The organism is Collinsella sp. TF07-1 (assembly GCF_003437235.1).
Taxonomy (GTDB): Bacteria; Actinomycetota; Coriobacteriia; order Coriobacteriales; family Coriobacteriaceae; genus Collinsella.
This window is the reverse complement of record NZ_QSRV01000006.1, coordinates 88,996-114,287: the sequence shown is the minus strand read 5'-3', so window position 1 is coordinate 114,287 and position 25,292 is coordinate 88,996. Positions and strand designations below refer to the sequence as shown.

Annotated in this window: 21 protein-coding genes and 1 pseudogene; 16 read left to right on the top strand and 6 right to left on the bottom strand. The window is 60.2% G+C overall.

The window, feature by feature from the left end; all coding sequences use genetic code 11:
- Both DXC67_RS03925 and DXC67_RS03920 read left to right on the top strand, forming a co-directional pair.
- Nucleotides 1-448, top strand: a pseudogene (locus tag DXC67_RS03925) (low specificity L-threonine aldolase); the annotation flags it as partial.
- 77 nt (nucleotides 449-525) lie between these two features.
- Nucleotides 526-1,116, top strand: a complete 591-nt coding sequence (locus DXC67_RS03920) for a GNAT family N-acetyltransferase (RefSeq protein ID WP_117637436.1) — start codon at nucleotides 526-528, stop codon at nucleotides 1,114-1,116.
- A 543-nt stretch (nucleotides 1,117-1,659) separates the two neighbouring features.
- On the opposite strand, the gene DXC67_RS03915 is transcribed toward DXC67_RS03920, so the two are convergent.
- Nucleotides 1,660-2,382, bottom strand: a complete 723-nt coding sequence (locus DXC67_RS03915) for a GntR family transcriptional regulator (RefSeq protein WP_117637435.1) — start codon at nucleotides 2,380-2,382, stop codon at nucleotides 1,660-1,662.
- A 205-nt stretch (nucleotides 2,383-2,587) separates the two neighbouring features.
- Between DXC67_RS03915 and DXC67_RS03910 the strand changes: the two genes are divergently transcribed.
- From DXC67_RS03910 to DXC67_RS03855, 12 genes are all read left to right on the top strand, one after another.
- On the top strand, nucleotides 2,588-3,580 hold the full coding sequence (locus tag DXC67_RS03910) for an SIS domain-containing protein (RefSeq protein WP_006235139.1): 993 nt from the start codon (nucleotides 2,588-2,590) through the stop codon (nucleotides 3,578-3,580).
- Between the two features lie 259 nt (nucleotides 3,581-3,839).
- Complete coding sequence (locus DXC67_RS03905; protein WP_158551280.1) at nucleotides 3,840-4,922, top strand: DMT family transporter; 1,083 nt, start codon at nucleotides 3,840-3,842, stop codon at nucleotides 4,920-4,922.
- A 183-nt stretch (nucleotides 4,923-5,105) separates the two neighbouring features.
- Nucleotides 5,106-6,029 (top strand): PTS mannose/fructose/sorbose transporter subunit IIAB, encoded by a 924-nt coding sequence (locus tag DXC67_RS03900; RefSeq protein ID WP_117637433.1) that lies wholly within the window; start codon nucleotides 5,106-5,108, stop codon nucleotides 6,027-6,029.
- A gap of 36 nt (nucleotides 6,030-6,065) precedes the next feature.
- Complete coding sequence (locus DXC67_RS03895; RefSeq protein ID WP_117634395.1) at nucleotides 6,066-6,860, top strand: PTS sugar transporter subunit IIC; 795 nt, start codon at nucleotides 6,066-6,068, stop codon at nucleotides 6,858-6,860.
- A gap of 13 nt (nucleotides 6,861-6,873) precedes the next feature.
- Nucleotides 6,874-7,707 (top strand): PTS system mannose/fructose/sorbose family transporter subunit IID, encoded by an 834-nt coding sequence (locus DXC67_RS03890; RefSeq protein WP_117637432.1) that lies wholly within the window; start codon nucleotides 6,874-6,876, stop codon nucleotides 7,705-7,707.
- A gap of 199 nt (nucleotides 7,708-7,906) precedes the next feature.
- Complete coding sequence (locus DXC67_RS03885) at nucleotides 7,907-8,890, top strand: SIS domain-containing protein (protein WP_233503150.1); 984 nt, start codon at nucleotides 7,907-7,909, stop codon at nucleotides 8,888-8,890.
- Between the two features lie 159 nt (nucleotides 8,891-9,049).
- The gene (locus tag DXC67_RS03880) at nucleotides 9,050-9,679 is read left to right on the top strand and encodes an HAD family phosphatase (protein WP_158551279.1); all 630 of its coding nucleotides are present in this window, start codon (nucleotides 9,050-9,052) and stop codon (nucleotides 9,677-9,679) included.
- Nucleotides 9,680-10,033: 354 nt separating this feature from the next.
- Complete coding sequence (locus DXC67_RS03875) at nucleotides 10,034-11,041, top strand: YitT family protein (RefSeq protein WP_117637429.1); 1,008 nt, start codon at nucleotides 10,034-10,036, stop codon at nucleotides 11,039-11,041.
- 104 nt (nucleotides 11,042-11,145) lie between these two features.
- Nucleotides 11,146-11,865, top strand: a complete 720-nt coding sequence (locus DXC67_RS03870; RefSeq protein WP_117637428.1) for a GntR family transcriptional regulator — start codon at nucleotides 11,146-11,148, stop codon at nucleotides 11,863-11,865.
- Between the two features lie 380 nt (nucleotides 11,866-12,245).
- Complete coding sequence (locus DXC67_RS03865) at nucleotides 12,246-14,228, top strand: ATP-dependent DNA helicase RecQ (RefSeq protein ID WP_117637427.1); 1,983 nt, start codon at nucleotides 12,246-12,248, stop codon at nucleotides 14,226-14,228.
- 2 nt (nucleotides 14,229-14,230) lie between these two features.
- The gene (locus DXC67_RS03860; protein ID WP_117583848.1) at nucleotides 14,231-14,986 is read left to right on the top strand and encodes a GntR family transcriptional regulator; all 756 of its coding nucleotides are present in this window, start codon (nucleotides 14,231-14,233) and stop codon (nucleotides 14,984-14,986) included.
- 144 nt (nucleotides 14,987-15,130) lie between these two features.
- Nucleotides 15,131-16,099 (top strand): SIS domain-containing protein, encoded by a 969-nt coding sequence (locus DXC67_RS03855; protein ID WP_117637426.1) that lies wholly within the window; start codon nucleotides 15,131-15,133, stop codon nucleotides 16,097-16,099.
- A gap of 134 nt (nucleotides 16,100-16,233) precedes the next feature.
- On the opposite strand, the gene DXC67_RS03850 is transcribed toward DXC67_RS03855, so the two are convergent.
- A complete protein-coding gene (locus DXC67_RS03850; RefSeq protein ID WP_117637425.1) occupies nucleotides 16,234-17,211 on the bottom strand; it encodes an L-lactate dehydrogenase in 978 nt (325 codons plus the stop codon).
- Between the two features lie 212 nt (nucleotides 17,212-17,423).
- On the opposite strand from DXC67_RS03850, the gene metA reads away from it, so the two are divergent.
- Nucleotides 17,424-18,350, top strand: coding sequence for a homoserine O-succinyltransferase (metA, locus tag DXC67_RS03845; protein WP_117637424.1), 927 nt, complete (start codon nucleotides 17,424-17,426; stop codon nucleotides 18,348-18,350).
- A 42-nt stretch (nucleotides 18,351-18,392) separates the two neighbouring features.
- Here the strand turns inward: metA and DXC67_RS03840 are convergent, their stop codons facing one another.
- The 4 genes from DXC67_RS03840 to DXC67_RS03825 all read right to left on the bottom strand — a co-directional run bounded on the left by DXC67_RS03840 (nucleotide 18,393) and on the right by DXC67_RS03825 (nucleotide 23,118).
- The gene (locus DXC67_RS03840; protein ID WP_117637423.1) at nucleotides 18,393-18,989 is read right to left on the bottom strand and encodes a 5-formyltetrahydrofolate cyclo-ligase; all 597 of its coding nucleotides are present in this window, start codon (nucleotides 18,987-18,989) and stop codon (nucleotides 18,393-18,395) included.
- A gap of 134 nt (nucleotides 18,990-19,123) precedes the next feature.
- Nucleotides 19,124-19,453 carry a type II toxin-antitoxin system HicB family antitoxin gene (locus tag DXC67_RS03835; protein WP_117634371.1) on the bottom strand — a complete coding sequence of 110 codons (330 nt, stop codon included), beginning with the start codon at nucleotides 19,451-19,453 and terminating at the stop codon, nucleotides 19,124-19,126.
- Nucleotides 19,446-19,709: a type II toxin-antitoxin system HicA family toxin gene (locus tag DXC67_RS10800; protein WP_117637422.1), complete on the bottom strand. Its 264-nt coding sequence runs from the start codon at nucleotides 19,707-19,709 to the stop codon at nucleotides 19,446-19,448. The genes DXC67_RS03835 and DXC67_RS10800 overlap by 8 nt, the downstream gene beginning before the upstream one ends.
- 370 nt (nucleotides 19,710-20,079) lie before the next feature.
- Entirely contained in the window at nucleotides 20,080-23,118 is a 3,039-nt protein-coding gene (locus DXC67_RS03825; protein ID WP_117637421.1) for an insulinase family protein, read from the bottom strand.
- Nucleotides 23,119-23,687: 569 nt separating this feature from the next.
- Between DXC67_RS03825 and DXC67_RS03820 the strand changes: the two genes are divergently transcribed.
- On the top strand, nucleotides 23,688-25,163 hold the full coding sequence (locus DXC67_RS03820) for an ATP-binding protein (protein WP_117637420.1): 1,476 nt from the start codon (nucleotides 23,688-23,690) through the stop codon (nucleotides 25,161-25,163).
- Nucleotides 25,164-25,292: the final 129 nt, after the last annotated feature.

Genomic DNA, 25,292 nt, shown 5'->3' with positions numbered 1-25,292 from the left:
GGCGCAGCTGTGCGACGTGTTCTACATCGGTGGCACCAAGTGCGGCGCTCTGTGCGGCGAGGCCGTGGTGTTTTGCGGCATGCACGCTCCGGCGCATCCCATTCCGCGTATTAAGCAGCATGGCGCACTGCTCGCCAAAGGCCGCCTGACGGGTGTGCAGTTTGAGGCGCTCTTTACCGACGGCCTGTATTTTGAGATCGGTCGCCAGGCGATCGAGACCGCGCAGGCGCTGCGTCGTGTGTTGCACGGGCGCGGTTACCAGTTCTTCTTGGAGACGCCCACCAACCAGCAGTTTGTGATTTTGCCCAACGAGGACATGGCCCGCATTCGCGAGCATGCCTCGATCGAGTATTGGGAAAAGTACGACGAGACCCACACGGTGGTGCGCTTTTGCACCAGCTGGGCCACGACGCAGGAGGACATCGACGCGTTGGCGGCTGTCCTGTAGCCTGATGTAATGACGAGGGGCCGCCTTGCGCTGGGTTTGGCGCAAGGCGGCCTTTGTTTTTGAGGGAGAAGGGTTGTATGACCGAGATGTCCAAGCCGACGATTCGCCTGGCGACGCCCGATGATGCGCCGGCGTTGCTTGCCATTTACGAGCCGTATGTGCGCGAGACGGCGATAACCTGCGAATACGAGGTGCCGAGCGTTGAGGAGTTCGCCGGGCGCATCGAGCGCACGCTCAAGCGCTATCCGTACCTGGTGATGGAGCTGGACGGGCGTCCGGTAGGCTATGCCTATGTGAGTCCGCTTAACAGCCGCGAGGCCTACGACTGGTCGGTCGAGACGTCGATCTACCTGGCGCGCGACGTGCGCCACGGCGGGCTGGGCCGCAAGCTGCACGATGCGCTCAAGCAATGCCTGGTCGCGATGGGCATCACCAACATGTGCGCGCTCATTGCCGTGCCGCACGATAAGGACGACGAGTACCTGACGCACAACAGCCAGGATTTCCATGCCCATATGGGGTATCGCCTGGTGGGTGCCTTCGACCGTTGCGCTCAAAAGTTCGGTCGCTGGTACGACATGTGTTGGATGGAGCTGGTCCTAGCCGAGCGCATACCCAACCAACCCAAGCCAACCTGGTTCCCCGACCTCCCCAAACCTGCCATTTAGGGACAGGTTTATTTTGGCAGGTTTTATCTGGGCAAACGTTGCAAGCCGCTGCGAAGGATGCGGATACCTTCGCGGCGGCTTTTGTTTTGGGTGTGTATGACCAAGGCGATTGACCTGCGGATGCAGCAAAGCTCCAGATAAAACCGACCAAACTAGACCTGTCCCTTTTTGGCAGGTTTTTGGCTGTCTTGTGGCATCAAATCGCCGCAAGAAGCACGGCGTTCGTATGCTATTTTGACCTGAATCGTCCCCTCGGGACGCCTTGCGAGCTAAGTGAGTAGACTTTTTGGCGCAGGGCGAGCACAAAGCGCATCTGCCTTACTAAAACCGCAGGTCACAGAGATGGCTGTTTTGGGTGTGCTCGGCAGATCGCGAAAAGTCTACTCACTTAGGTTTACGGTGCTGGATATTCTGGACAGGAACAGTTGAGCTTGGACGGCGTGCGTTGCCAGGCGATGCTGGCATTTGCGCCATGCTGGTTTGAGATTTTATAAAAACCGCAGGTAAAACGTATATTAGGTGCATTTTGCCTGGTTTGGCGCGCTAGCCGATGGGCTCGGTGTATTTGGCGCGGTCGGTGCGTTGGATGCGCTTGGAGATGTGCAGCGGGCGGCCGTCGGTGTCGTAGACGTAGTCAGTGATAAGGATCAGTGCCTGCCCGCGCTCAACGTTGAGCAAAAACGCCTCGTTTTGCGAGGCGTAGCACACCTCAAAGGTCTTATGCCCCTGTGCCGGCGCGCGATGGAATTCTTGGCGCAGCGTGGCGTAGAGCGAACCGTTGATATCGCGATCGATGAGTGCTTCAAAGCTCGGTGGTAGATAGGTGGTCTCCAGGCACAGTGGCGCATCGTCCAGGTAACGCAGGCGGACAAGTTTGACAAGCTTGCTGCCCACGGTAGCGTCAAAGAACTTGGCCACGCTGCCCATTGCTTTGGCAAAGCCCGAGTCCACCGTGCGCGTGGTGGGCTTCATGCCCCGGCCTTCGACCTGCTTGGTATAGCTCGAAAACACCAGGTTGTTCTCGTGGAGCGCGGGCGTGTCGGCCACAAAGGTGCCACGTCCGCGCTCGGTGCGCACCAGGCCCTCGTCAACTAACACCTTAAGCGCGTGGCGCACGGTGCTGCGCGACAGCCCCGATTCGTCCATGAGCTCCATCTCGGACGGCAGCTTGTCTCCGCGTGCGTAGGTGCCGGCGGCGATGCGGTCACGCAGCGTACCCGCCAGACGCTCGTATTGGGCCAAGTTCTTTTTTGACGAAGTGCTCATGCGAATAACCTGTATCTAACTTATATGCTTACCGAACCAAGCATGTATCCAACATGACAACAAAACCGCTGGTAATAGATTGCCGAAAACTTTACCAGCAAAATATCTAAGACAAATATAGCATACAACTAGTCGACATAACCAAAACATGTATGTAACTTGTATGCCATCAAGAGCATCAAACGAGAAGAAAGGCTGATGCACGATGACTACTCAGGAACAGGTTAAGGATGTCGTCTCCCAGGTTTTGGCTGACAAGGCAGACAAGGGCGGCATCAAGCGCGTTGTGTGGATCGGCGCCGGCGGATCTAACGGTGGTAACTATCCTGCCCAGTACTTTATGGAGCACGAGGCCACGCAGGTCGTGAGCTCCAGCTACACCAGCAACGAGTTTGTGCACGCCACCCCGGCCTACGTCAACGAGAACACCCTGGCCGTCGTCGTGTCCATGCGCGGCACCAAGGAGACCATCGTCGCCGCCCAGGTCGCCAAGGACCACGGCGCCAGCACCATCGCCATCTATGTTGACGAGTCCGGCCTCACCGAGGTCTGCGACTACAAGATCCAGTACGACAGCTTGGCCGTTGACGAGTCTTGCATGGGCCGCACCAACTCCGCCGTCGTGACCATGATCGCCATGGAGCTCACGCAGCAGACCGAGGGCTATGCCGAGTACGAGACCGCTATGGCCGCGTTCGACTTGGTCGACCCCATCTATCGCAAGGCCGTCGAGTACACCCGTCCGCTCGCTGCTAAGTGGGCCGAGCAGAACGCCGACAAGCCCTGCATCAACGTCATGGCCCAGGGGCCGCTCTTTGGTGCCGCCTACGTCTTTAGCATCTGCAACGTGCAGGAGATGCTGCAGATCGACTCCTGCACCATCAACACCTGCGACTTCTTCCACGGCCCCTTCGAGATTCTGGACAAGCGCACCTCGCTGTTCCAGCTCATCAGCGTCGGCCGCAGCCGCTGCAATGACGAGCGCGGCATCCGCTTCGTCAACCAGTACGGTGGCGAGCGCGTCTATCAGCTCGACGCCAAGGAGCTCGGCCTCAACGACATCAAGGACAGCGTGAGCGAGTACTTCAACCACCTGATCTTTGCCCCGATCCTCAACAACGTCTACATGCGTGCGCTCTCCGCCGTCACCCACAAGGATTACATGACGCGCCGTTACATGTGGAAGCTGGATTACTAAGGGATAGAGCGGCCTAACAGCCCAATACCCCTCATGAGTTGCGGTGGAATAGTTCCTGTTTGGGAGCGTGAAGCCTCTGTTTGAGAACTATTTCACCGCAACTGCTAGAGCGGCACTTGGGGACGTTCCCTTTCTGCCGGCACCTGCGACACTCCCTGTGTCAAGAGTTTTCCCGTTCGCCGATTTCAGTCTTGATAAATGTATATAACGACTATAACGTAGCATGAAACATATTGGAAACAGAACCAAGGAGGCTGCGTTGAAGAGAAGCAATATGGGCTATGCGTTGGTGCTGATCGCCGCCCTCATGTGGGGAACCATCGGCATCTTTGTTAACGGAATATCCGCCCTGGGCGTTTCGTCTCAGAGCATGGCGGCCTTTCGCCTGTTGTCGGGTGCCGTCTTGATGGCTCCGGTTTTGGTATTCATGGGTTGCCAGGGAGGTGCTCGTGAGGGAAAAGCCTCGGGTCCCATGGCGCTGTTCAAGGCAAGTCCTAAAGAGCTCGTCCCCTGCGCACTTGTCGGTATCGTCGGTTTGGCCGTCGCCAACACCTGCTATTACGAGTGCATGGGTGAGGTGGGCATGTCCACGGCCTCGGTGCTGCTCTATACCTCGCCGGTGTTTGGCGTCATGCTCGGCCGCGTGCTTTATCGCGAGGGCGTGACCCCCAACAAGCTCGTCGCCATCATCTTTAACATTGTGGGTTGCGTGCTCGCGGTGACGAGCGGGGACCTGTCCGGTTTCCATTTCTCGACTTGGGGCGTCGCGTCGGGTGTGATCGCCGGACTTTGCGGTGCGTTGCTGGCTGTGTTTAGCCGCATGGCCACCAAGACGCTGCATCCGCTGGCGGTGACGTTTTGGGGCTTTGTCTTTGGCGGATGCTTTATGGCTGTGCTTTCTGCTCCGTGGTCCGATGTAGCCGCGGCAATGTCCCCGCAGCTCATTCTGCTGTTCGCGGGCTTTGGCTTTATTCCGACGGCTCTTGCGTACATCTTCTATATGCAGGGCCTCTCTATGGACCTCGAGACGTCGAAGGTGCCGGTCGTGGCTTCGTTCGAAACCGTGGCGACCGTTCTGGTCGGTATTGGCATCTATGCCGAGTCCGCCGGCGCAATCAAGGTCCTGGGCATTGTGCTGGTGCTCGCGTCCATCCTGATTATGAACACCGACTTCTCCAAGCTGCGCAACAGTGTATTTGTCGGTCATGTCGCTGAGAGCATGACCTTTAAGCCCAACGCGTGGTGGACGGAGAAAACGCAGGACATGGATCTGTTTAAGGAACGCACCGGCATCGCGCTGGAGCCCACCGTGCAGGAAAGCCCCTGGTACTTCGTGCGATAGGGGATTGCGCGCAGGGTCCGACTTGGGGTTATCCCGCCAGTGCCGGCCTGCCCAGCCCCAACGTTTCAAGTACGTTAAACCCGTCAACGGTCGATTTTCACCCGCGAACGGTCTTTATACTAATTAGCAATATCCGCAACGTATAAGACGTTATAATGACCATAACGAAAAGGAGGAGGCAAGATGAATCAGATCATTCTCGCATCTCATGGCGGCCTGGCCGCAGGCGCCAAAGACACGCTCGAGATGGTTCTCGGCGACGTGTCGAACGTCCACGTCGTGTCGCTTGCTCGTGACGACAAGGAGCCCATCACCAATAAGGTGGACGCCATGATCGCCACGTTCAACGCGGACGACACCGTCTATGTGCTGACCGATATGCTCGGCAGCTCGGTCAACAACAGCATGGTCGAGCTTTCCAAGAACGGCACGAAGTTCACGGTTGTCAGCGGTTTCAACATCCCGCTGGCGCTCACGCTCGCTATGAGCCCCGTCCCCGTCAAGGGCGCCGAGCTCGCGGCCCTCATCAACGAGGCCCGCACCGGTCTGACCAACCCCAACGCACCGGTCGAGGTCGCCGCGGCTCCCGCCAAGAAGGCCAAGGCGTCCCGTCACAGCTCCGGTCCCGCCAAGATTGTCCTCGCGCGTCTTGACTACCGTCTGCTGCACGGCCAGGTCGTCTTTACCTGGACCACCAAGGTCCAGGCCGAGCGCATCATCGTCGTCGACAACGCTGCCGCCAACGATGACATCAAGAAGGGCGCTCTTAAGCTGGCCAAGCCCCAGGGCGTGCGCCTGAACGTCTTCACCGTCGAGCGTGCCCTCGCCAAGATGGACAAGCTCAACACCCTCGGCGAGCGCGTCATGTTCGTCTTTGGCAACACTGCCGAGATGCTGCAGTTCTGCCAGGGCTACAAGCTCGACGCCATCAACCTGGGCGCCACCGCCAACCACGACGGTGCCGAACAGGTCGGCGGCAAGGACAGCTCCGTCTTCTTCGACGCCACCCAGAAGGCCGACGTCAACCAGCTGCTCGACATGGGCATCAAGCTCTACGTCCAGCAGACCCCTACGTATCAGAGCGTCGACATCGACGCCAAGCTGTAATCAACCAGGCTTTTGCCTGACTGAAAGGAGAAGGGTATGAATACGTTCATCAGTGCGGTGCTCGTCGGCCTCGTCGGCGTGTTCTGCATGTGGGACTCCCGCCTGCTCGGTCGTCTTAACTTCGAGCAGCCCCTCGTTGGCGCTACGCTCGTCGGTCTGCTGCTGGGCGATGTGCCCACCGGCCTTGCCGTCGGTGCCGCCGTCGAGCTCGTGTCCATGGGCCTGGTGCAGGTCGGCGCCGCCGTTCCGCCCGATATGGTCCTGGGCGGCATCGTGGCAGCTGCCTTCGCGTGCCTGACCGATGCTTCTGCTGAGACCGCCATGACGATCGCCATCCCGGTCGCCGTCCTGGGTCAGCTCCTCGGCATCGTGTTCCGTTCCATCATCGCCGCCCTCACCCATGTGGCCGATAGCGCGATCGATAACGGTAACTTCAAGACCGCCTACCGTATGCACATCTGCGCCGGCTCCGGTCTGTACGCCATCATGTACTTCCTGCCGATCTTCCTGGCCGTCTTTGTTGGCACCGACCTGGTTCAGGCCATCGTCAACATGGTTCCCGAGTGGCTGTCCGTTGGTCTGAACGTTTCGACCAAGATCATGACCGCCTACGGTCTGGCTCTGCTGCTCACCATGATGATCAAGAAGGGTATGACCCCGTTCCTGTTCATCGGTTTCCTGCTCGCCGCCTACCTCAACCTGTCCGTCATCGCGGTCGCTCTGATCGGTGTGTGCCTGGCTATCGTCTTCATGGGCTTCAAGTTCAATGGCTCCCATGCAACCGCCGGTGTCGATTCCGACTACGATCCGCTCGAAGACGACGAAGACTAAGGAGGAACACACTATGGCAACCGCAACCAAGGACGTGTCCCTGAACAAGAAGGTCAGCCAGTTCTTCTGGCGCTCCTGGGCCATCCAGGCCTCTTGGAACTACGAGCGTCAGATGAACATGGGCTTCCTCTACGGCATGGTTCCTACGCTCGACCGCCTCTATCCGGACGAGTCCGACCCCAAGCAGCTCGCTGCTAAGAAAGAGGCTTACCACCGTCACATGGCGTTCTACAACTGCACCCCGCAGACGAGCGCTTTTGTCCTAGGTCTCGCCGCCTCCATGGAGGAGGAGTACGCCAAGGATCCCGAGAACTTCGATCCCGATTCGATCAACGCGGTCAAGACCTCCCTCATGGGTCCGCTTTCCGGCATCGGTGACTCCCTCTTCCAGGGCACCATCCGCGTTATCGCCTTTGGCCTGGGCGTTCAGCTGGCTCAGCAGGGCTCCATCATGGGCCCGATCCTGGCCATGCTCATCTCCATCGTCCCCTCTGTGCTGATCACTTGGTTCGCAGCCAAGATGGGCTATCAGGGCGGCCACGAGTGCCTGAGCAAGCTTCAGGGCGGCGACCTCATGGAAAAGCTCATGTATGTCTGCGGCATCGTAGGTCTTATGTCCGTGGGCGGCATGATCGCTACGCTGATCGGCGCCACCACCCCGCTGCAGTTCGCTGAGGGCACCGTCGTTATCCAGGACATCCTGGACGGTATGATGCCCCAGATGATCTCCCTTGGCCTCACTGGCCTTATGTACTGGCTCATCAAGAAGAACGTCAACACCGGTTGGCTTCTCGTGATCGCCATCGTGGGCGGCATCGCCCTCTCCGCGGCCGGCATCCTGGCCTAGTCGCGACCAAGCGCCTAACCGCTTTCCCCCGGGGGCCTGCCTGGCATCCCATACCCCAGGCAGGCTTCCATCCCTAGATGTGTCAAAGGGACAGTTCCTTTGACACATCCTCAACGGGCCGGCGACTCGGTCCAAACCACGGTAACCCTGCGAGCGCCCGGCAATGTGGCGCCGCAAAAAATCGAAAGGAATGTGTCAGATGTACGAGATCGACCTTAACCTCCCTAAGCAGATCGTCGCTGACGTCCTGTCCAACCACGAGATCCACAGCGTCGCCTTCGTCGGCTGCGGTGCTTCCATGTCCGACCTTTACCCTGCCAAGTACTTCCTGGCCAACAACACGGACAAGCTGAACGTTCAGATTTTCACCGCTAACGAGTTCAACTACGACACGCCTTCCTGGGTCAACGAGCACACCTTCGTGATCACCTGCTCCCTCGGTGGCTCCACGCCCGAGACCGTCGAGGCCAACAAGACCGCCAAGAAGCACAACTGCCCGGTCGTCTCCCTCACCAACAAGGCCGGCTCCGCTCTGACCGTCGACGCCGACCACGTCATCGTTCACGGCTTCCATGCCAACTACGCTGCCAAGTGCGAGAAGCCCGGCTACGCCATCGCTCTTGCTCTCGAGATCCTTCAGCAGACCGAGGGCTATGACCACTACGAGGACATGATCACCGGCCTCACCAACGTCTTCGAGCTCTGCGAGAACGCCGCTCAGTCCGCCAAGGGCCTCGCCAAGCAGTTCGCCCAGGACTTCAAGGACGACAAGATGATCTACTTCATGGCCTCTGGTGCCTCCGAGAAGATGGCTTATTCTCACGCCGCCTTCCTGTTCACCGAGATGCAGTGGATCGACGCCGCCGCCTACAACACCGGCGAGTACTTCCACGGCCCGTTCGAGGTTTCCACCGAGGGTAAGCCCTACGTCTTCTTCATGTCCGATGGTGCCACCCGTCCGATGGACGCCCGCGCCCTCACCTTCCTTAAGCGCATGGGCGCCAAGGTCGCTCTGATCGACTCCAAGGACTACGGTCTGGCCGACGCCGTGCCGGCAAGCGTCGTCACCTACTTCAACCCGCTGCTGCACCTCGCCGTTATGCGCGAGTACGGCAACCAGATCGCCGAGGCCCGTCAGCACCCGCTGACCATGCGTCGCTACATGTGGAAGCTTTCCTACTAATCACAAGTAAGTAGACCTTACGGGTTGATTGAGAGGGGATGGGGTTTTGCCCCGTCCCCTTTTTTGCTTTGGGGAGGGCGTGTCTGTCGCGTCGCAAAACACCAGATAAAACCTACCAAAATAAACCTGTCCCTTTTTGGCAGGTGGGAGGAGATGCGTATGATCAAGGCAGTGCTGTTTGATATGGACGGCGTGCTGGTCGATACCGAGTGGTTCTATAACCGTCGCCGCGTGGCGTTTATGGAGGAGAAGGGGTTCCACTTTGACGAGATCCCCGATCTTTCGGGGTCTAACGAGCCTGCCATTTGGAAGTCGCTGGTGCCCGACGATATTGAGCTGCGCGAGCGCCTGCGCGTGGAGTACAAGCAGGTCTACAGCCCGGTTCACCCCGTTCCGTATGCCGAGCTGCTCAACGAGCAGACGGAGCCGGTGATGCGCGAGCTGCACGAGCGCGGCGTGAAGTGCGCCATCGCAAGCTCGTCCTATCGTGAGCTCATTGACGAGCTGGTTGAGATTGCCGGTATCGCCGACGTGCTGGACTACACCATCAGCGGTCACGAGTGCAGTGCGTTTAAGCCCGACCCCGAGATCTACCTGCGTGCCATGAAGGCGCTGGATGTTGAGCCGTCCGAGTGTCTGGTTATCGAGGACTCGCCGTTGGGCATCGAGGCCGGCAAGCGCTCCGGCGCCCGCGTCCTGGCACTGCGTCCGCATGAGGGCGTCAACCTGGACCAGTCCGCCGCCGACGTCGTCATCGACAACCTGAGCGACATTTTGGCCGCTCTGTAGTGTCAATCCACCGCGAGAAGCACTGGTTCACGCGTCATTTGCTGCGGATTGGCTTAATTTGTCATCTATTTGGATCCGTTTGGCTTCGATTCGGACTAAGTGAGTAGACTTTTTGGTGCAGGACGAGCACAAAGCGCATCTGCTCTAGTAAAACCGCAGGTCACAGGGGTGGCGGTTTTGGGTGTGCTCTGCAGATCGCGTAAAGTCTACTCACTTGTAATTTGGGCCTTTGGTCGTGGGGTTGCTGGTCCCGCTTTGGTTGTCGAGAGAGGGTGAATTGAAGCGCCCCCGCATGCTCCATGCTACAATCGCGGCCACGCCCCACAACTACATCTGCCTTCGAAAGGAGCCTACGTGGCGAACGCCATCGATCAGCTCACGGACCGCGTGCTCGTGCTCGGCCGCCTCACCATCGTTCGCCGCGCCATTACTGCCGTGGCGGTCACCATTTCTGCCGTTCTCCAGACATTCCTGATCCAGGCGTTCATTCAACCCGCCGACCTGCTTCCGAGCGGCCTTACCGGCGTCGCGGTCCTGCTCGATCGCGTTACCTCGCTCGGTGGCGTTCACATCGACATCTCGCTCGGTATGCTCGCGCTCAACATCCCCGTGGCGCTCCTATGCTGGAGCGGCATTAGCAAGCGTTTCGTCATCTTCTCGATGACGCAGGTCGTGCTCTCGTCGCTGTTCCTCAACGTCTTTCACTTCGCGCCGTTTTTGGGCGACAAGATCATGCTAATCATTTTTGGCGGCGTGGTCTCGGGTCTGGGCGCTGCCATCGCGCTTAAGTCCGGCGCATCTACCGGCGGCACCGACTTTATCGCGCTGTGGGTCTCCAACCACACGGGTAAGACCATCTGGGGTGTCATCTTTGGTTTCAACTGCTTTATCCTGGCGATCTTTGGCTTTATGTTTGGCTGGGATAACGCGGCGTACTCCATAGTGTTCCAGTTTATTTCGACCAAGACCATCGACAGCTTCTATCATCGCTACGACCGTGTGACGCTGCAGATCACAACGCGCAAGGCAGACGAGGTCATGACCGCCTATGTTGACCATTTTCAGCATGGTATTAGCTGCGCCGAGGTCATCGGCGGATACAGCCGTGAAAAGATGTACCTGCTGCACACCGTTGTCTCGACCTACGAGAGCCAGGACATTATCAAGCTAGTGTGCGACATTGATCCCGGTGCCGTGATCAACGTGTTCCACACGCTCAGCTTTGTGGGCGGCTGGTGGGGTGGTCATGTCGACGAGCCCATGCCCACGGCCGTTCCCGATCCCGACAAGCCCGCACGCATGGCCAGCAGGCAGGCGCGCCTCAGCGAGCAGGACAGTCTGCAACAGGACGACGGCAAGTAAGGTTTTGCTGTATGTGGTGTATCGTTTTATCCAACTGAGGTAACATATAAAAAGACGTTATATACGTATTAGTTATTTTAATATTTCGATAAGAGTGATTAGATATGCCTGCGCCCAAAAATGCACCGCTTTACCAGCAGATTTACGACGAAATCAAGGATGCGATCGAGAAAGGTGTTTATGCACCCAAGGAGCGTATTCCGTCCGAGCTCGAGCTAGCCGAGCAGTACGAGGTGAGCCGAATTACGGTGCGCCGCGCCGTCGAGGAGTTGTGCTCCGATGGCTACCTGGTTAAGCAGCAGGGCCGCGGCACCTTTGTTTCCACGCCGCACATCAATCGCCAGTTTCACGCCTCGACGCTGCAGACGTTTACCGCGCTGTGTGCCGACAACGGCATGAAGGCGGGCGCACATGTGATCGATCGTCAGATTGTTCCGGCGCGCCAAAACGAGATGGAGTTCTTTGGCCTGCAGAAGGATGCGCTGCTGCTGCATATCAAGCGCGTGCGTACGGCCGACGGTGAGCCCATCTTTGAGGAGAACATCTTTGTGCCGTTTGACGCCTACCGTGAGCTGTTGACGGCCGATCTTGAGGACAAGTCGATTTTTGCCGAGGTCGAGCGTGTTGGCGGAACGCCGATTGTCTCGGTTGGCTACCGCACGGTCGAGGCCGTTCGCGCCAATGCCGAGCAGGCGGCTGAGCTGGGCATTGCTCCGCACGATCCGCTGCTCAACCTGCGTGCCGGCTTTATCGGCCCCAATGGCGAGCCGGTCCTGATGGGTAAGCAGTACTACGTGGGATCGCGCTACGTTATGGTCATGTAAGTTACGCGGTTTTACCAAACCGCGTAACGGGCCGACGCTGCGCCCTTGGTTCCGCCGTTCTAGCGAACGGCGGACCGGTCGACGCTGCAAACGCCCCTAAGCGGCAATCTGACGTTCAATCGTCGGTCGCGTACCGAAGTACGCTTCCCTCCTCTTTCACGTCACCTTGCTCGCTTAGGGGCGTTTTCGCTGACTTATGCTCAACCTGAGACGTTTCCACGCCTGTCAAGAGCTTAGCCGTTGGGGACGTTCTTAAACGACTAGTCATTCAAGAACGTCCCCAATGACTACCCGCAGAATGAGCGTGGCTGACAGCCGTACGGCAGCGGTCCGCGTGGCGGCGTATAATCGGCGGCAGATGACTTGGACGTTAGGAAACCATGACCGATAGCATGCAGCAGATGGCGCTCGACACGCTCGGCGCCTATTTTGGCTACACCTCGTTTCGCCCGGGACAGGACCGCATGGTCGATGCGATCCTTGCCGGTCGCGATGCGCTGGGTGTTATGCCCACAGGCGCCGGCAAGTCCATTTGCTACCAGGTGCCCGCGCTCATGCTGCCCGGCATCACCTTTGTGGTGAGTCCGCTGCTGTCGCTTATGGAGGATCAGACCCGCGCATTGCTCGCGGCGGGTGCGCGGCCCAGCTATCTCAACTCCAGCCTTACTCCGGCCCAGCAAAACACCGTGCTCAAGCGGGCGCGCGAGGGCCGCTACCAGCTTATGTACGTGGCGCCCGAGCGCCTGCTCGAGCCGCGCTTTTTAGCCTTTGCGCAGGAGGCCGCGGCGGACGGCGGCATCGGCGTGCCGCTCGTGGCCATTGACGAGGCCCACTGCGTGAGCCAATGGGGCCAGGATTTTCGCCCCGCTTACCTGCAGATTCGCGAGTTTATCGATTCGCTGCCGCAGCGCCCCATCGTGGCTGCCTTTACCGCTACGGCGACCGAGCGCGTGCGTGCGGACATTCAGCAGATGCTCGGCTTGCAAAACCCCGCGACGGTGGTGACGGGCTTCGATCGCAAGAACCTCTACTTTGGTTGCGAGGAGATGGGCGACAAGGCCAAGACTGCCTGGGTGCGCGACTACGTGATCGCGCATTCGAGCGAGAGCGGCATCGTGTATTGCTCCACCCGCAAGACGGTCGATGCGCTGGCAGGCGAGCTTGCCGAGGCGCTGGGACCCAGCGGCATTCGCGTTGGCCGCTACCATGCCGGCATGGGTAACGACGCCCGCCGCCAAAGCCAGCGTGCCTTTATCGACGACGATATCCAGGTGATGGTTGCCACCAACGCCTTTGGCATGGGCATCGACAAGCCCAACGTGCGCTACGTGATTCACAACAACGTGCCCGAGAGCATCGAGGCATACTACCAAGAGGCGGGTCGAGCCGGCCGCGATGGCGACCCGGCCAGCTGCCATCTGCTGTGGAACGGTAACGATTTTCGCATGCGTCGCTTTTTGATCGACCGCGGCGATGCTGCCGATGAGGCGCTCGACGACGAGCAGCGCGCGTGGGCGCTCCAGAATCGATATCGCCTGCTCAGCCAGATGGAGGGCTACTGCAATACCACCGGCTGCCTGCGCGAATACATGCTGCGCTACTTTGGCGACGAGGCCGCGGCCGAGCATGCTGCCGCGGCTGGTGCGGGCAGCACCGCCACGGACGACGCCGAGGGCTGCGGCAACTGCAGCAACTGCCTCACGAAGTTCGAGGTCGAGGACGTCACCGATATGGCCCGCGCCGCCGTGCGCTATGTGGCCACGCGTCCCATGCGCTTTGGCAAATCGCTGGTCGCCGATGTGCTCCACGGCGGCAACACCGAGCGCATTCGCCAGATGCATCTGGACGAGGACCGCGGCTACGGTGAGCTGTCGAGCGAATCGGTCGGGCGCATCAAGGATATCATCGGCCAGCTGTGCGGCCGCGGTTATTTGGCCACCTCGCAGGGGCAGTACCCGGTCGTGGGGCTGGGCCCGCGTGCCGGCGAGGTCGAGAACGAGGCGTTCGCCTTTACCGTTAAGCGTCGCGCGTCCAAGCGCAAGGCCTCGGCCCGCGCCCGCCGTGCGGTGGATCTGCTGCGCGAGGAGGCCGAGCTGGATCAGCGCCCGCGCGTGGGCGACGATGCCGAGCTGTTCGAGCGCCTGCGCGCCCTGCGCAAGGAAATCTCGACCGAGCTCGAGATGGCGCCGTATATGGTCTTCTCCGACAAGGCCCTGCGCGGCCTGTGCCGCCTGCGCCCGCAGACGCGCGACGAGCTTATCCAGGTCAACGGCATCGGCGAGAAAAAGGCCGACGCCTTTGGCGAGCAGTTTATGGCGGCGATTGAAGAGTTTGAGTCCGAGCATGCGCGGGATGGAGCGTAACGATGGCAACCGACGATAAAACCGACCGCGCTGGCGTATCCGCCGTACCACTGTACCAGCAGGTCATGGACGACCTGAAGGGCGAGATCGCGCGCGGCGTGTATGCGGCCGGCTCGCGCATTCCTTCCGAGATGGAGCTCGCGAAGTCTTACGGCGTGGGGCGCATCACCGTGCGCCGCGCCATCGAGGAGCTGTCGCGCGCGGGGTATCTCAACCGCCAACAGGGGAGGGGCACTTTTGTGTGCGCTCCCAAGCTCAAGCGCAAGATTCGCCAGAAGGGTGACGTTCAGAGCTTTTCCGAGGGTTGCGCTGCCAACGACATGGTTGCCGGAGCGCGCCTGGTGTCGCGCACGGTGGTCGCGGCGACGCGCGAGGACGCGGCGTTCTTTGGCGTGGAGCCCGGCTGCGAGCTCATCGTAGTCGAGCGCGTGCGCACGGCAGATGGCGTGCCCGTCATGCTCGAGAACAACTCTTTTGTGCTGGCCGACCATCCCTACCTGCAGACGCTTGCCGACGAGGACCTTGCCGATAACTCGATCTTTGCACTCGTTGCCGAGCATTCGGGCCGCGCGCCGCTCAAGTCCGACCCCTGCACCGTGGAGATTGCGCTGGCGGATGCCCAGGCGGCCCCGCTGCTGGAGGTGCCGGTCGGCGAGCCGCTCTTCTATATGGAGGCGTACTTTACCGATGCGGACGGGCGGCCCCTGCTGCTCGGGCGCCAAAAGATCGTGGGCTCGCGCTACGTGTTCGACATCTAACGTCCATAGATAGAACAACATAGAACAAATTTGCTGAAATGACTTCACGGGCACCTGCTTGCATGCTATAAATAGAACAACATAGAACGACTGCAGGTACGAGCTGCCGTCGTCCAAAGCCGCCACACAAGGAGGAGCGTCACCGTGAACGCACACGATCTGATTCAGGAAATCATCGAGCGCAAGGGCAAGGTCGAGAATGTCTTTTGGATCGCCTGCGGCGGTTCGATGATCGACCTCATGCCGGCTAACGAACTGCTCAAGCGCGAGGCCACCACGTTTACTTCGACGGTCTACACAGCGCGCGAGTTTTGCCTGATGGCCCCCAAGAGCCTAGGGCCGAAGTCACTCGTCATCGCCTGCAGCCACAGCGGCAATACGCAGGAGGTCGTCGACGGTTGCGAGATGGCGCTGGCAGCCGGCGCCGAGGTCGTGGCCATGACAGACTGCGAGGGCTCCAAGATTGATAACGGCAAGTGGACCCCCTGGGTCTACCCTTGGGGCGAGGGCGTGTCGCAGGCCGAGGTGCCGCAGGGCATCGGCGCTCTGATCGCCGCCGAACTGCTCCACCAGCAGGAGGGTTACGAGGCGCTCGCCGATATGTACGCCGGCCTTAAGCAGATGGATGCGCTGTTGCCCGCTGCCCGCGAGAAGGTTAATGCCGAGCTGGGCGATCGCTTTGCCGAGCTCTGCCAGCAGCACGAGTTCTTCTACATCCTGGGATCCGGCCCCAACTTTAGCCAGACCTACGCCATGGCCATCTGCTCGCTCATGGAGATGCAGTGGCAGCACTGCTGCTACATCCACTCCGGCGAGTACTTCCACGGCCCGTTCGAAGCCACCGAGCCCGGCGTGTTCTACTTTGTACAGCTCGGATCGGGCGAGTGTCGCCCCATGGAGGAGCGGGCGCTCGCATTCCTCAACACGCATACCGATACGGTCATGGTGCTCGATGCGCTCGAGTACGGCGTGGGTGAGGTGCCCGCCAGCGTGCGTTCGTTCCTAGAGCCGATCTTCTTCTACGCGATGAGCCGCGAGCTGCGCGCCGCTCGCGGCAAGGTGTTCGACCACAGCCCCGAGGTTCGTCGCTACATGGGCATCGAGCAGTACTAGGTACCGGGAAAAGTATTCACCTTCGATTCGCAAGGGCACTACGTGAGTCAAAAAAGCGGGCCGCGCCGGGGATTTCCGGCGCAGCCCGCTTTACATTGCGTCCGTATTAGCGAGTTGTCGCGTCAACAGGCGGCCTACTTCGCGTCGTATGCCTCGGCGTCCCACCAGTCGAGCTGGGCGATATTGTCGCGGATGTGCTGGCAGCTCTTGTGGAAGCCCTCGAGCTCGTACTCGGACAGGTCCAGCGTGTAGACCTCCTCGACGCCCTCGGCGCCGATCACGCACGGCAGGGAGGTGAAGATGCCCTCCTCGCCATATTGGCCGGTCATGAGCGTGGAGGCGGAAAGCACGGCGTGCTCGTTGTGCAGCACGGCGGCACAGATGCGCGCGGCGGAGTTGGCGACGGCGTACTCGGTGCACTGCTTGCCCTGGTAGGTCACATAGCCGCCCTTGCGCGCGAGCTCCTCGACCTCCATGTGGTCAAAGGCGTACTTGTCGGGGTTCTCGGCCTGGAGCTCGTTGAGGCTCTTGCCGGCGATGGTCGCAGCCTTAAAGGCAGCCAGCTGGCTAAAGCCGTGCTCGCCGATCATGTAGGCGTCGATGGACTTGGGGCTCACGCCGACCTTCTTGGAGATCTCGGTGCGCAGGCGGGCGGGGGCCAGACCGCAGCCCGAGCCGATAATCTTCTTGGGATCGTAGCCGGTCAGGTGCCACAGCTCGGTGCACACGACGTCGCAGGGGTTGGAGATGCTCACGAAGATACCGTCAAAGCCGGCGTCGACGATGCGCTTGGCAAAGGTGCGGGCGGCGTCGGTGGTAAAGAACAGCTCGCCGTCGCGGTTGCCAGCGGCCAGCGCGACCTTGCCGGCGGCGTTGACGATGACGTCGCAGCAGGCTAGCTCCTCGTAGTGGTCGTAGCAGTTGACGATCTTGGTGTTGTACGGGACAAACGAAAGGGAGTCGCGCAGGTCCTGGACCTCGGACGTCACCTTGGCCTCGTTGATATCGCACAGGTACAGCTCATCGGCAATGCCCTGCATGAGCAGACTGTTGGCAACATGTGCTCCTACGTGGCCCTGGCCGACCACACCGATCTTACGCGTCTGGTACATATATGCATCCTTTCGGCCGAGTTTTTCGCGTCGAACCATTGTAGCGTCCTGCTGCCACTTTGCTAGGCTAAAGCGCCGTAGATTTTTTGGGACATGCCTTAATCTCTATTTTTGGAGTGATTCGGGCCGCTGACGGCATCGCTGGGCGATGTGCTCGCGCGGATGGGGTCGCTCGTTGTACCATAGCTGCAACTGACTCGTAAGGAGCATCCATGCCCATTCGCATCCCCGACGCCCTCCCTGCCGCCGCGCAGCTCGAGAGCGAGAACATCTTTGTCATGACCGAGTACCGCGCGCTGCATCAGGACATCCGTCCGCTGCGCGTGCTCATCCTCAACCTCATGCCCACCAAAATCGCCACCGAGACGCAGATCATGCGCAAGCTCTCCAACACGCCGCTACAGGTGGAGGTGGACCTGCTGCGCACCAAAACGCACGAGGCCACGCACGTGAGCGCCGGCCACCTGGAGACGTTCTACCGCACGTTCGACGACATCCGCGACATTCACTACGACGGCTTGATCATCACAGGCGCGCCGGTGGAGCAGATGCCGTTCGAAGAGGTCGACTACTGGCCCGAGCTCTGCCAGATCATGGACTGGTCCACCACGCATGTGCACTCTACGCTGCACATTTGCTGGGGCGCGCAGGCGGGGCTCTACCATCATTACGGTATTCAGAAGTACGACCTGCCGGCAAAGGCGAGCGGCGTGTTCGAGCATTATCTGGTGAAGCCGCAGAGCCCGCTGGTCCGCGGCTTTGACGACCGTTTCTATGCCGTGCATTCGCGCAATACCGATGTGCGCCGCGAGGACGTGGAGGCCGAGCCGCAGCTCGAGGTCGTGGCAGTGTCCGACGAGGTGGGCCTGTATATCGTCAAGTCGACCGACAGTCGCCGCTTCTTTGTCTTTGGCCATCCCGAATACGATACCGACACGCTGCGTCTGGAGTACGAGCGCGACGTGAAGCGCGGGCTTGATCCTGATGTGCCGGCACATTACTTCCCGGGCGACGACCCCACCGCCGAGCCGCGCAACGTCTGGCGCAGCCAAGCTCAGCTGCTCTACACCAACTGGCTCAACTACTACGTCTACCAGACCACGCCCTACGACCTGGCCCGCGCCGGCGAGGAGCACTAGACTGCGGTGGTACTGCTGTAGCCGTGGCTGACGTGGCGGCGATTAGGCGCTGATGATGTGGGGTAGCGGCAGGTCGTGGGCGTCGGTGGGAACGTGGTCGACACGCTGTTCGTCAAAGGCGATGCCGATGATTTGACATGCGGGCGAGAGCATGGGCAGGTAGCGGTCGTAGCAGCCGCCGCCGTAGCCCAGGCGCTCGCCGGCGCGGTCGAAGGCTACGAGTGGCACGATGGCCATGTCGAGGGCCTCTGCAGACACGATAGGGAAGTGGTCGCTGTCGATGTCCATGGCCGCGAAGGCCCGCGTGGGGTGGGCGATAAACGGAGCCGCGGACGCATCGTCGACAGCGACTGTCCGCATGCACATGCGCTGGCCACGAGCTGCGGCATCAATTGCCGAGAGCATGCACGGATAGGCCACGCGCCAGCCGCGTTTGGCGGCAGCTGCGGCAAACGCGGCTGGGTCGACTTCGGAACCCATCGCGGCATAGACGGCAACGGTGTGCGGTGCCGCGGCACCCGAGCTGCCCAGCAACTCAACAAGCCGCGCGCAAATGACAGTAGACTTTGCCGCCCGAACATCCAAATCAATCGCATCGCGCCGAGCAATCACCGCCCGCCGCAACTCAGCCTTATCCATCCCAGCCTCCTCTCCCAAACCTACCAAAAAGGGACAGGTTTATTTTGGCAGGTTTTATCTGGGCAAACGTCAAAACCACCACGAGGGTGCAGTTCACTGCCTCCTTCGTGGTGGTTTGTGCCTATGCGATAACGCTACAACGCCGCAGCGATCGCTTCAGTCACAAACTTATTGAGTGACTCGCCCTTCTTTGCCGCTGCCAGCGCCGCCTGTTTGTGGAGCTCAGAGCCCGTTCTTACGTTGAACGAGCCCTTAAAAGCCCGCTCGGGCTCTTTGCCCTTCTCGGCGCAAAACTCAAGGTAATCGTCGACGGCGTCGTGGAAGCATTGCTCCACTTCTTCAGCCGTGGAGCCTTCAAATACGATTGCGTCCCTAATGCCGGCGACCATACCTGTTAGCACGCGCTGCTCGGCATCGAACTCGACTGGGGCGAAATAGCCCTTGTATGCCAAAACGTTACTCATGAATGCCTCCGACATCCTGCAGAAATCGAACGATGTTTCGAATGGTCCCCGCTGTCAATTCGTCAGATGGATGGGGTGCGTGCATCACGAACATCCTGCCATCTGATGGCCTGTAAAAGCGAACGCGCGATCCGGATGTCTTGCCCTTGCTGTCCATTTCAAAGCCATATAAGGCCATGACTTTTAAAAAATCGGCATACCGATACGTCGAGGGGCAGCTAAACAGTTGGGCGATGAGTTTATCGGCTCGAGTCATCCCGCCTCACATTCTGCAACTACATTCTAGTTGCAATTTAAGTCCGATGCAATCAATCATACTATAGAACACATGTACGTATGGAACAAGTGTTCGAACCACCACAAAGGTGCCTGTCCCCTTTGTGGTGGTTTGGGCTGAAGAGGAGCTTTCGCGGCAGTTTGTCTAAATCTGTAACAGTTACTCGGCAAAAATGGGCCTAGGTGTTACAGATTGAGATAAAGGGCCGGTGTCGCCCAGAACTGTCTCGATCTGTAACGTTTGGAGCCCATATTCCTGTCTAACTGTTACAGATCGAGACAAACCGGCAGACTGCGGCAAAAGAAAAAGGTAGATTTTTAGGCATGTCCCAAAAATCTACCTTTGTGCGTTAGCCCAGCAGGTCGATGACGGTAAAGCCGGCGTTGCTCTTGGCGATGACGTCGCGGCCGCCAAAGACGCAGGTTGGCGATTCGGCTGCGATGCGCGTCACGTCGGCGCCGAGCGAGCGCAGCTCAGCGGGCGTGGCGGCGAGCATCTGGGCGCGGCGCTTCTCGCGCGCATGCGGATCGAGTCCGGCCAGGTAGGTCGTGTTGCGGCGCTTGGTGAGCGCGTACGGCTTCACCGGCGCGTCCATGCCGCTCACGCAGCTCACGATAAAGCCCTCAAAGGCGGCTTCGTCGGGCTCAAAGCTGCCAAGCCATGCACCCGCGCGCTCCACGCGCTCAATCGAAGGATCGATTGCCGGGTCGCGGTAGGTGTAGAACGCCGCCTGACGCTCGCCGGCTGCGCGGAATCCGCAACCGTACGCACCAGCCTTCACGCGGATCTCGTTCCACAGGTAGTCGTAGGAGAGCGCGTTGGCAGCTACGGCCCAAGCGCCTGTCACGTCAATGCCCAGGCGACGTGGATCGCACGCACGCGCGGCAAAGCAGATGTCGCTGGGGATCACGAAAGCCTCGTGGCGGTCGCACGGCGCCGGCACCACGAGCGCGTCGCGGCCGGCGCCATCGCCAGCGTCCAGCCCCAGGTCGCCCGCGGCGGCCCAGTACGCGTTAAAGTCCTCATCGCTGCCGGTAAAGCTCGCCAGGCAGCCGTCGGCCACAAAGATGCGGTCTGCCAGCTCGGTGAGCTTGGCGCGCAGGTCATCCAGTCGCTCGTCAAAGTGGTCGAGCAGATCGCGCAAGAACAGATAGAAGTCCACGCCCGAAAGCTGCTCGCGCACCACGGCCGAAGGCGAGCTGTAGCTCATCGCGCGACCGAGCGCCGCCGAGTGACCGTTGTTGATAAAGCCCTGCTCAAGTCCAATGCGAATCTGCGTGAGCACGTCGCGCACGCGGTCGGCGTCGGCGTCGAGCAATAGCGTGCTCGACCACACCTCGCGCGGCAGGCTCGCCAGCGCATCGATCTTCTCGGATAGGGCTCCGGCGCTCACCAGCAGATAGGGGCGCACGCCGTCCACGTCGGGCTGGGTCATGACCTCGGTCGTAAAGCTCAAAAAGCCCAGCTTGCCGGCGAGCAGGTTGTCGAGTTCCTCGGCCGAATGCTCGCGCGTGGGCAGCTGCTTAAGCAGGCGGCAGAGCAGCGTCACATAGGGCAGGTCCTCAAACGCGACGCAGCTCAGGTCGAAATACTGCATGGCGTAGGCCAGGCGGTTGGTAGGGATGTCGTGGCGCAGACAGACGATGGGCGCGGTCGTGTCCACGACCAGCGGCGGTTCGGGGCGCGCCTCGCCAATGTCGGACACGCGCAGGCGCGGCAGCGTGGCCTTGGCCTCGGGCGTGTCCTCCGCCTCCTGCGCGGCACGCAGCGCGGCCGTGCGCTCGACCACGTCGGCCAGCTCGGCATCGGTCATGGCGTCGCGTTTGGCTGCCAGCTCGGCGGCTCCGGCGCCCTCCGAACCCTCGGCGGCATCCACCGGTACCAGCTCGACCAGCGCCATGTGATCGTTCTGCAGCACCAGCTCGCGCAGCAGGTCCTCAAAATAGCTGCCGTCCAGCTCGCCGCGCAGTTCCTCGTACACCGGACCGTACTTGAGCGCCAGCGTTGCAGCATCGTCATCGTAGAGCCAGGTGCTCAGCGCGTCGCACGCAATGGCCACGCCGTCAGCGATACCGTAGTCGCGCTGGCGCAGGTCGTATTCGTTGCTACTGATGATAGCTTCCAGGCGCTCGCGCGGAACGCCGTGCTCGCACAGGTCGCGGCAGGCGTCCTGGAACACGCGACGCAGCTCGCGCGCCACGCCGGGCTGCGCGTTTTGCAGCATGATGAGCTCGTAGGGCTGCAGGCTCTCGGCCGCGGTATAGCTCACCACGTTGCCGCCCAGGCCGGCGGCCAGAATGGCCTTCTTAACTGGCGCCTCGTTAGAACCCAGCAGCGCCTCAAACAGGATATCCGCCGCGATCGTACGCTTGCGGTCGAGCGCGCTGCCCAGCACAAGGCCCAGGCCCACCAAGGCGTTCTCGGGTGTGGTGGACATCTCGATGCGTTTGTACTCGCAGGTCACGGGTGCCTGCACGACCAGCGGATTGGGCGCCAGCATGGACGGGTCCTCGCCGGCGGCAACGGCTGCGTCCATGCGGCAGCTCGCGGCACTCGGCTGCGACAGATAGCGCTCGTCCAAAAAGGCCAACGCGCGGTCCACGTCCAGGTCGCCGTAGAGCGTGATGTAGGAGTTGGAAGGATTGTAGTGGCGCGCGTGCGTGTCCAGGAACTGCTCGTAGGTGAGCGTGGGAATCGCGCGCGGATCGCCGCCGCTCTCATGCGCATAGGCGGTGTCGGGATAGAGCGCGGCGTTGACGGCGTCGTCCAGCACGCTCATGGGGTCGGACAGCGCACCCTTCATCTCGTTGAACACCACGCCGTTATAGCGCAGCGTGCCCTCGTGCAGGCTCGCGGCGCTGCCATCGCCCTCGCCCTCGGCGCCCTCCGGCAGGTCCAACTCGTAGTGCCAGCCCTCCTGCTCAAAAATGGTGGGTTTGGTATAGATGGCCGGGTTGAACACCGCGTCCAGGTACACGTCCATCAGGTTGTACAGATCTTGCTCGTTGGTGGTGGCAACGGGGTAGATGGTCTTGTCGGGGTAGGTCATGGCGTTGAGGAACGTCTGCATGGAGCTCTTGATCAGGTCGACAAACGGCTCCTTGACGGGAAACTTAGCCGATCCGCACAGCACCGAGTGCTCAAGAATATGGAACACGCCGGTGGAGTCGGCCGGCGGCGTCTTAAAGCCAATGGCAAAGGCTTTGTTTTCGTCGTCGCACGCCAGGTACAGCAGGCGAGCGCCCGAGGCGGTGTGGCGCAGCACGTAGGCGTCCGAGTCGAGCTCGGGCACGGTCTCGCAACGCTCGACGGCAAAGCCGTGGCAGGTGGTGCCGGGTGCCAGCAGCGCGGCGGCTGCGGCGCGCGGGTCGGTTGAGGTGGTGGGCATATGCAGTCTCCTTTGACGCCCCAGCGGGGGCGAATCGAGTCGAATCCCCGAGAGTATACCCATATGGGGCCGCGGCTCTGCGACGAACTGAAGACGATGCCAGCGGATTGGACAAAGGCCCCGCGCGTTCACCGCACGAGCGTGGAAACTTGGACGCCTATCGAATGAGAGTGGATTTTCGGACGGAATCAGCCTCAAAACGCCCAAAAACCGTCCAAATATCCACCCTCATTTCCCGACCGTCCAAAATCCACGCTCATCCGCCGCCCGCACATCTCTCATATCTCATTCGTCTCTAATACGAGAGATAACAGAAAGATGAGAGATAAATATGAGAGATAACAATGCTGCAAAGAGACAGACAACCATGGTATTGTCTCAATATAGATTGTTTTACCAGCGAAAACATGTTTAAATGAAACAGATGACAGACATCTTATCTTTCATCTCTCACTCCTCTCTAATATGAGAGATAACAGAAAGATGAGAGATAATTACGAGAGATAACTGAGAGACGAAGGAAATCTATTCGCGGCATTCTTCGCAGAACCGAGCGAAAGGACGTGCAGATGAACGAAAACGAACTGACCGGTCTGCTCGAGTCTTTAAGGCGCATGGGCTCGGACGATCTTAACGTTGAGGTCAAGGAGAGCGCCACGACGCTTTCCCGCGACGTATGGGAAACGGTCAGCGCTTTCGCAAACACCGCCGGCGGCATCATCGTACTCGGAGTGAGCGAGCGCGCGGGTTTTGTCCCAGTTGCAAACTTTGAGACCGAGAAAGTGCTCAACCAATTCGTGGCGGGCATGGGTGATGCCGGCGGTCGCGGAAAGCTGGCCAATCCGCCCAAATACACCATTGAGCGCGTGGAGCTCCAGGGCACCGTGGTTCTGGTCATCACGATTGAGGAGCTCGACCCGTCGAGCAAGCCTTGCTATGTCATAGAGCGGGGCGCTCAAGGTGGCAGCTACAAACGCATCGATGACAAAGATGTTCCGCTTTCGTCGACCGAGGTTTTGGCACTGTCGTCATATGAACGGACGAGTCCTAGCGATCGCGATGCGGTGCCCGGCACGAGTGCGGGCGATCTCGACGAGTCGCTGGTCGACCGCACGATAGAGCGTGCCTATTCGTTGACGCCTCGAGCGATGCGCGGTGCGGCGGACAAGAAGACAAAGATGGAGCGTCTGAATTTCCTCGACTTCCGGGGCAATGTTACCAAGGCTGGACTCCTAGTTGTGGGCACCTACCCTCAGCAGTTCTATCCCAAGCTCTTCATTGACGTGGCTGTCCATGCGGGAACTCAGAAGGGCATGGCGGGGTCGCTGAGGTTCATGGACCGCACAATCTGTGAGGGAACGTTGGGCGAGATGATCTCGGATGCTGTCGCGGCTGTCGCCAAAAACCTGCGCCGCACCGTGACCGTCCAAGGCATTTCGCGTATCGACTCGCTGGAGATTCCCGAGGAGGTCCTGCGTGAGGCAATCGCCAACGCGGTTATCCACAGGGAATACGGGAATCGGTTCTGTGGGCAATCGATCGCCGTCGACGTTTTTGACGATCGTATCGAGGTGGTGAACCCCGGCGGCCTATACGGAGGAAAGACTCGCGAGAACCTGTTTGACGGCAGCTCCCGATGTCGCAATGCGACGCTTGTGAAGCTCATGTCGCTTGTTCCATTGCCCGACGGTGCGGGCTCTCCTGCCGAAGGCAACGGATCGGGCATTCCAATGATGCTCGATGCCATGCGTGCGCACGGTCTGGCCGAGCCATTGTTTTGCCCGGGTTTCGACCGGTTTAAGGTTGTCCTCTACCGAGCGAAGGTTGAGCAAATCGATCATGGCGGGGACTTAATTGTGGCGGCACTCAAGCGCAACGGCGAACTGGGAACACGTGAACTGGCAGAATGCACGGGACTCACCGTCTCCCAGGTTAGGACGCGCGTCAATGCGCTTATCGCGCAGGGCAAGCTAGAGCCTACGGCCGCGACGACGAGCCGTAACCGCAAGTATCGACTAACAGGGCGTGCAGGGCAGATGCGCTAGCGGCTGCCGCGCCTCACATCCGCGCCATTTCACGCAGCGCACATCGAAACCTGCGGCAAAGCAGTTACAATAGCCCAATGCGCATCGCGCACGACGATGATATCGGCGCCCGCGACTAGGGGAGAATAC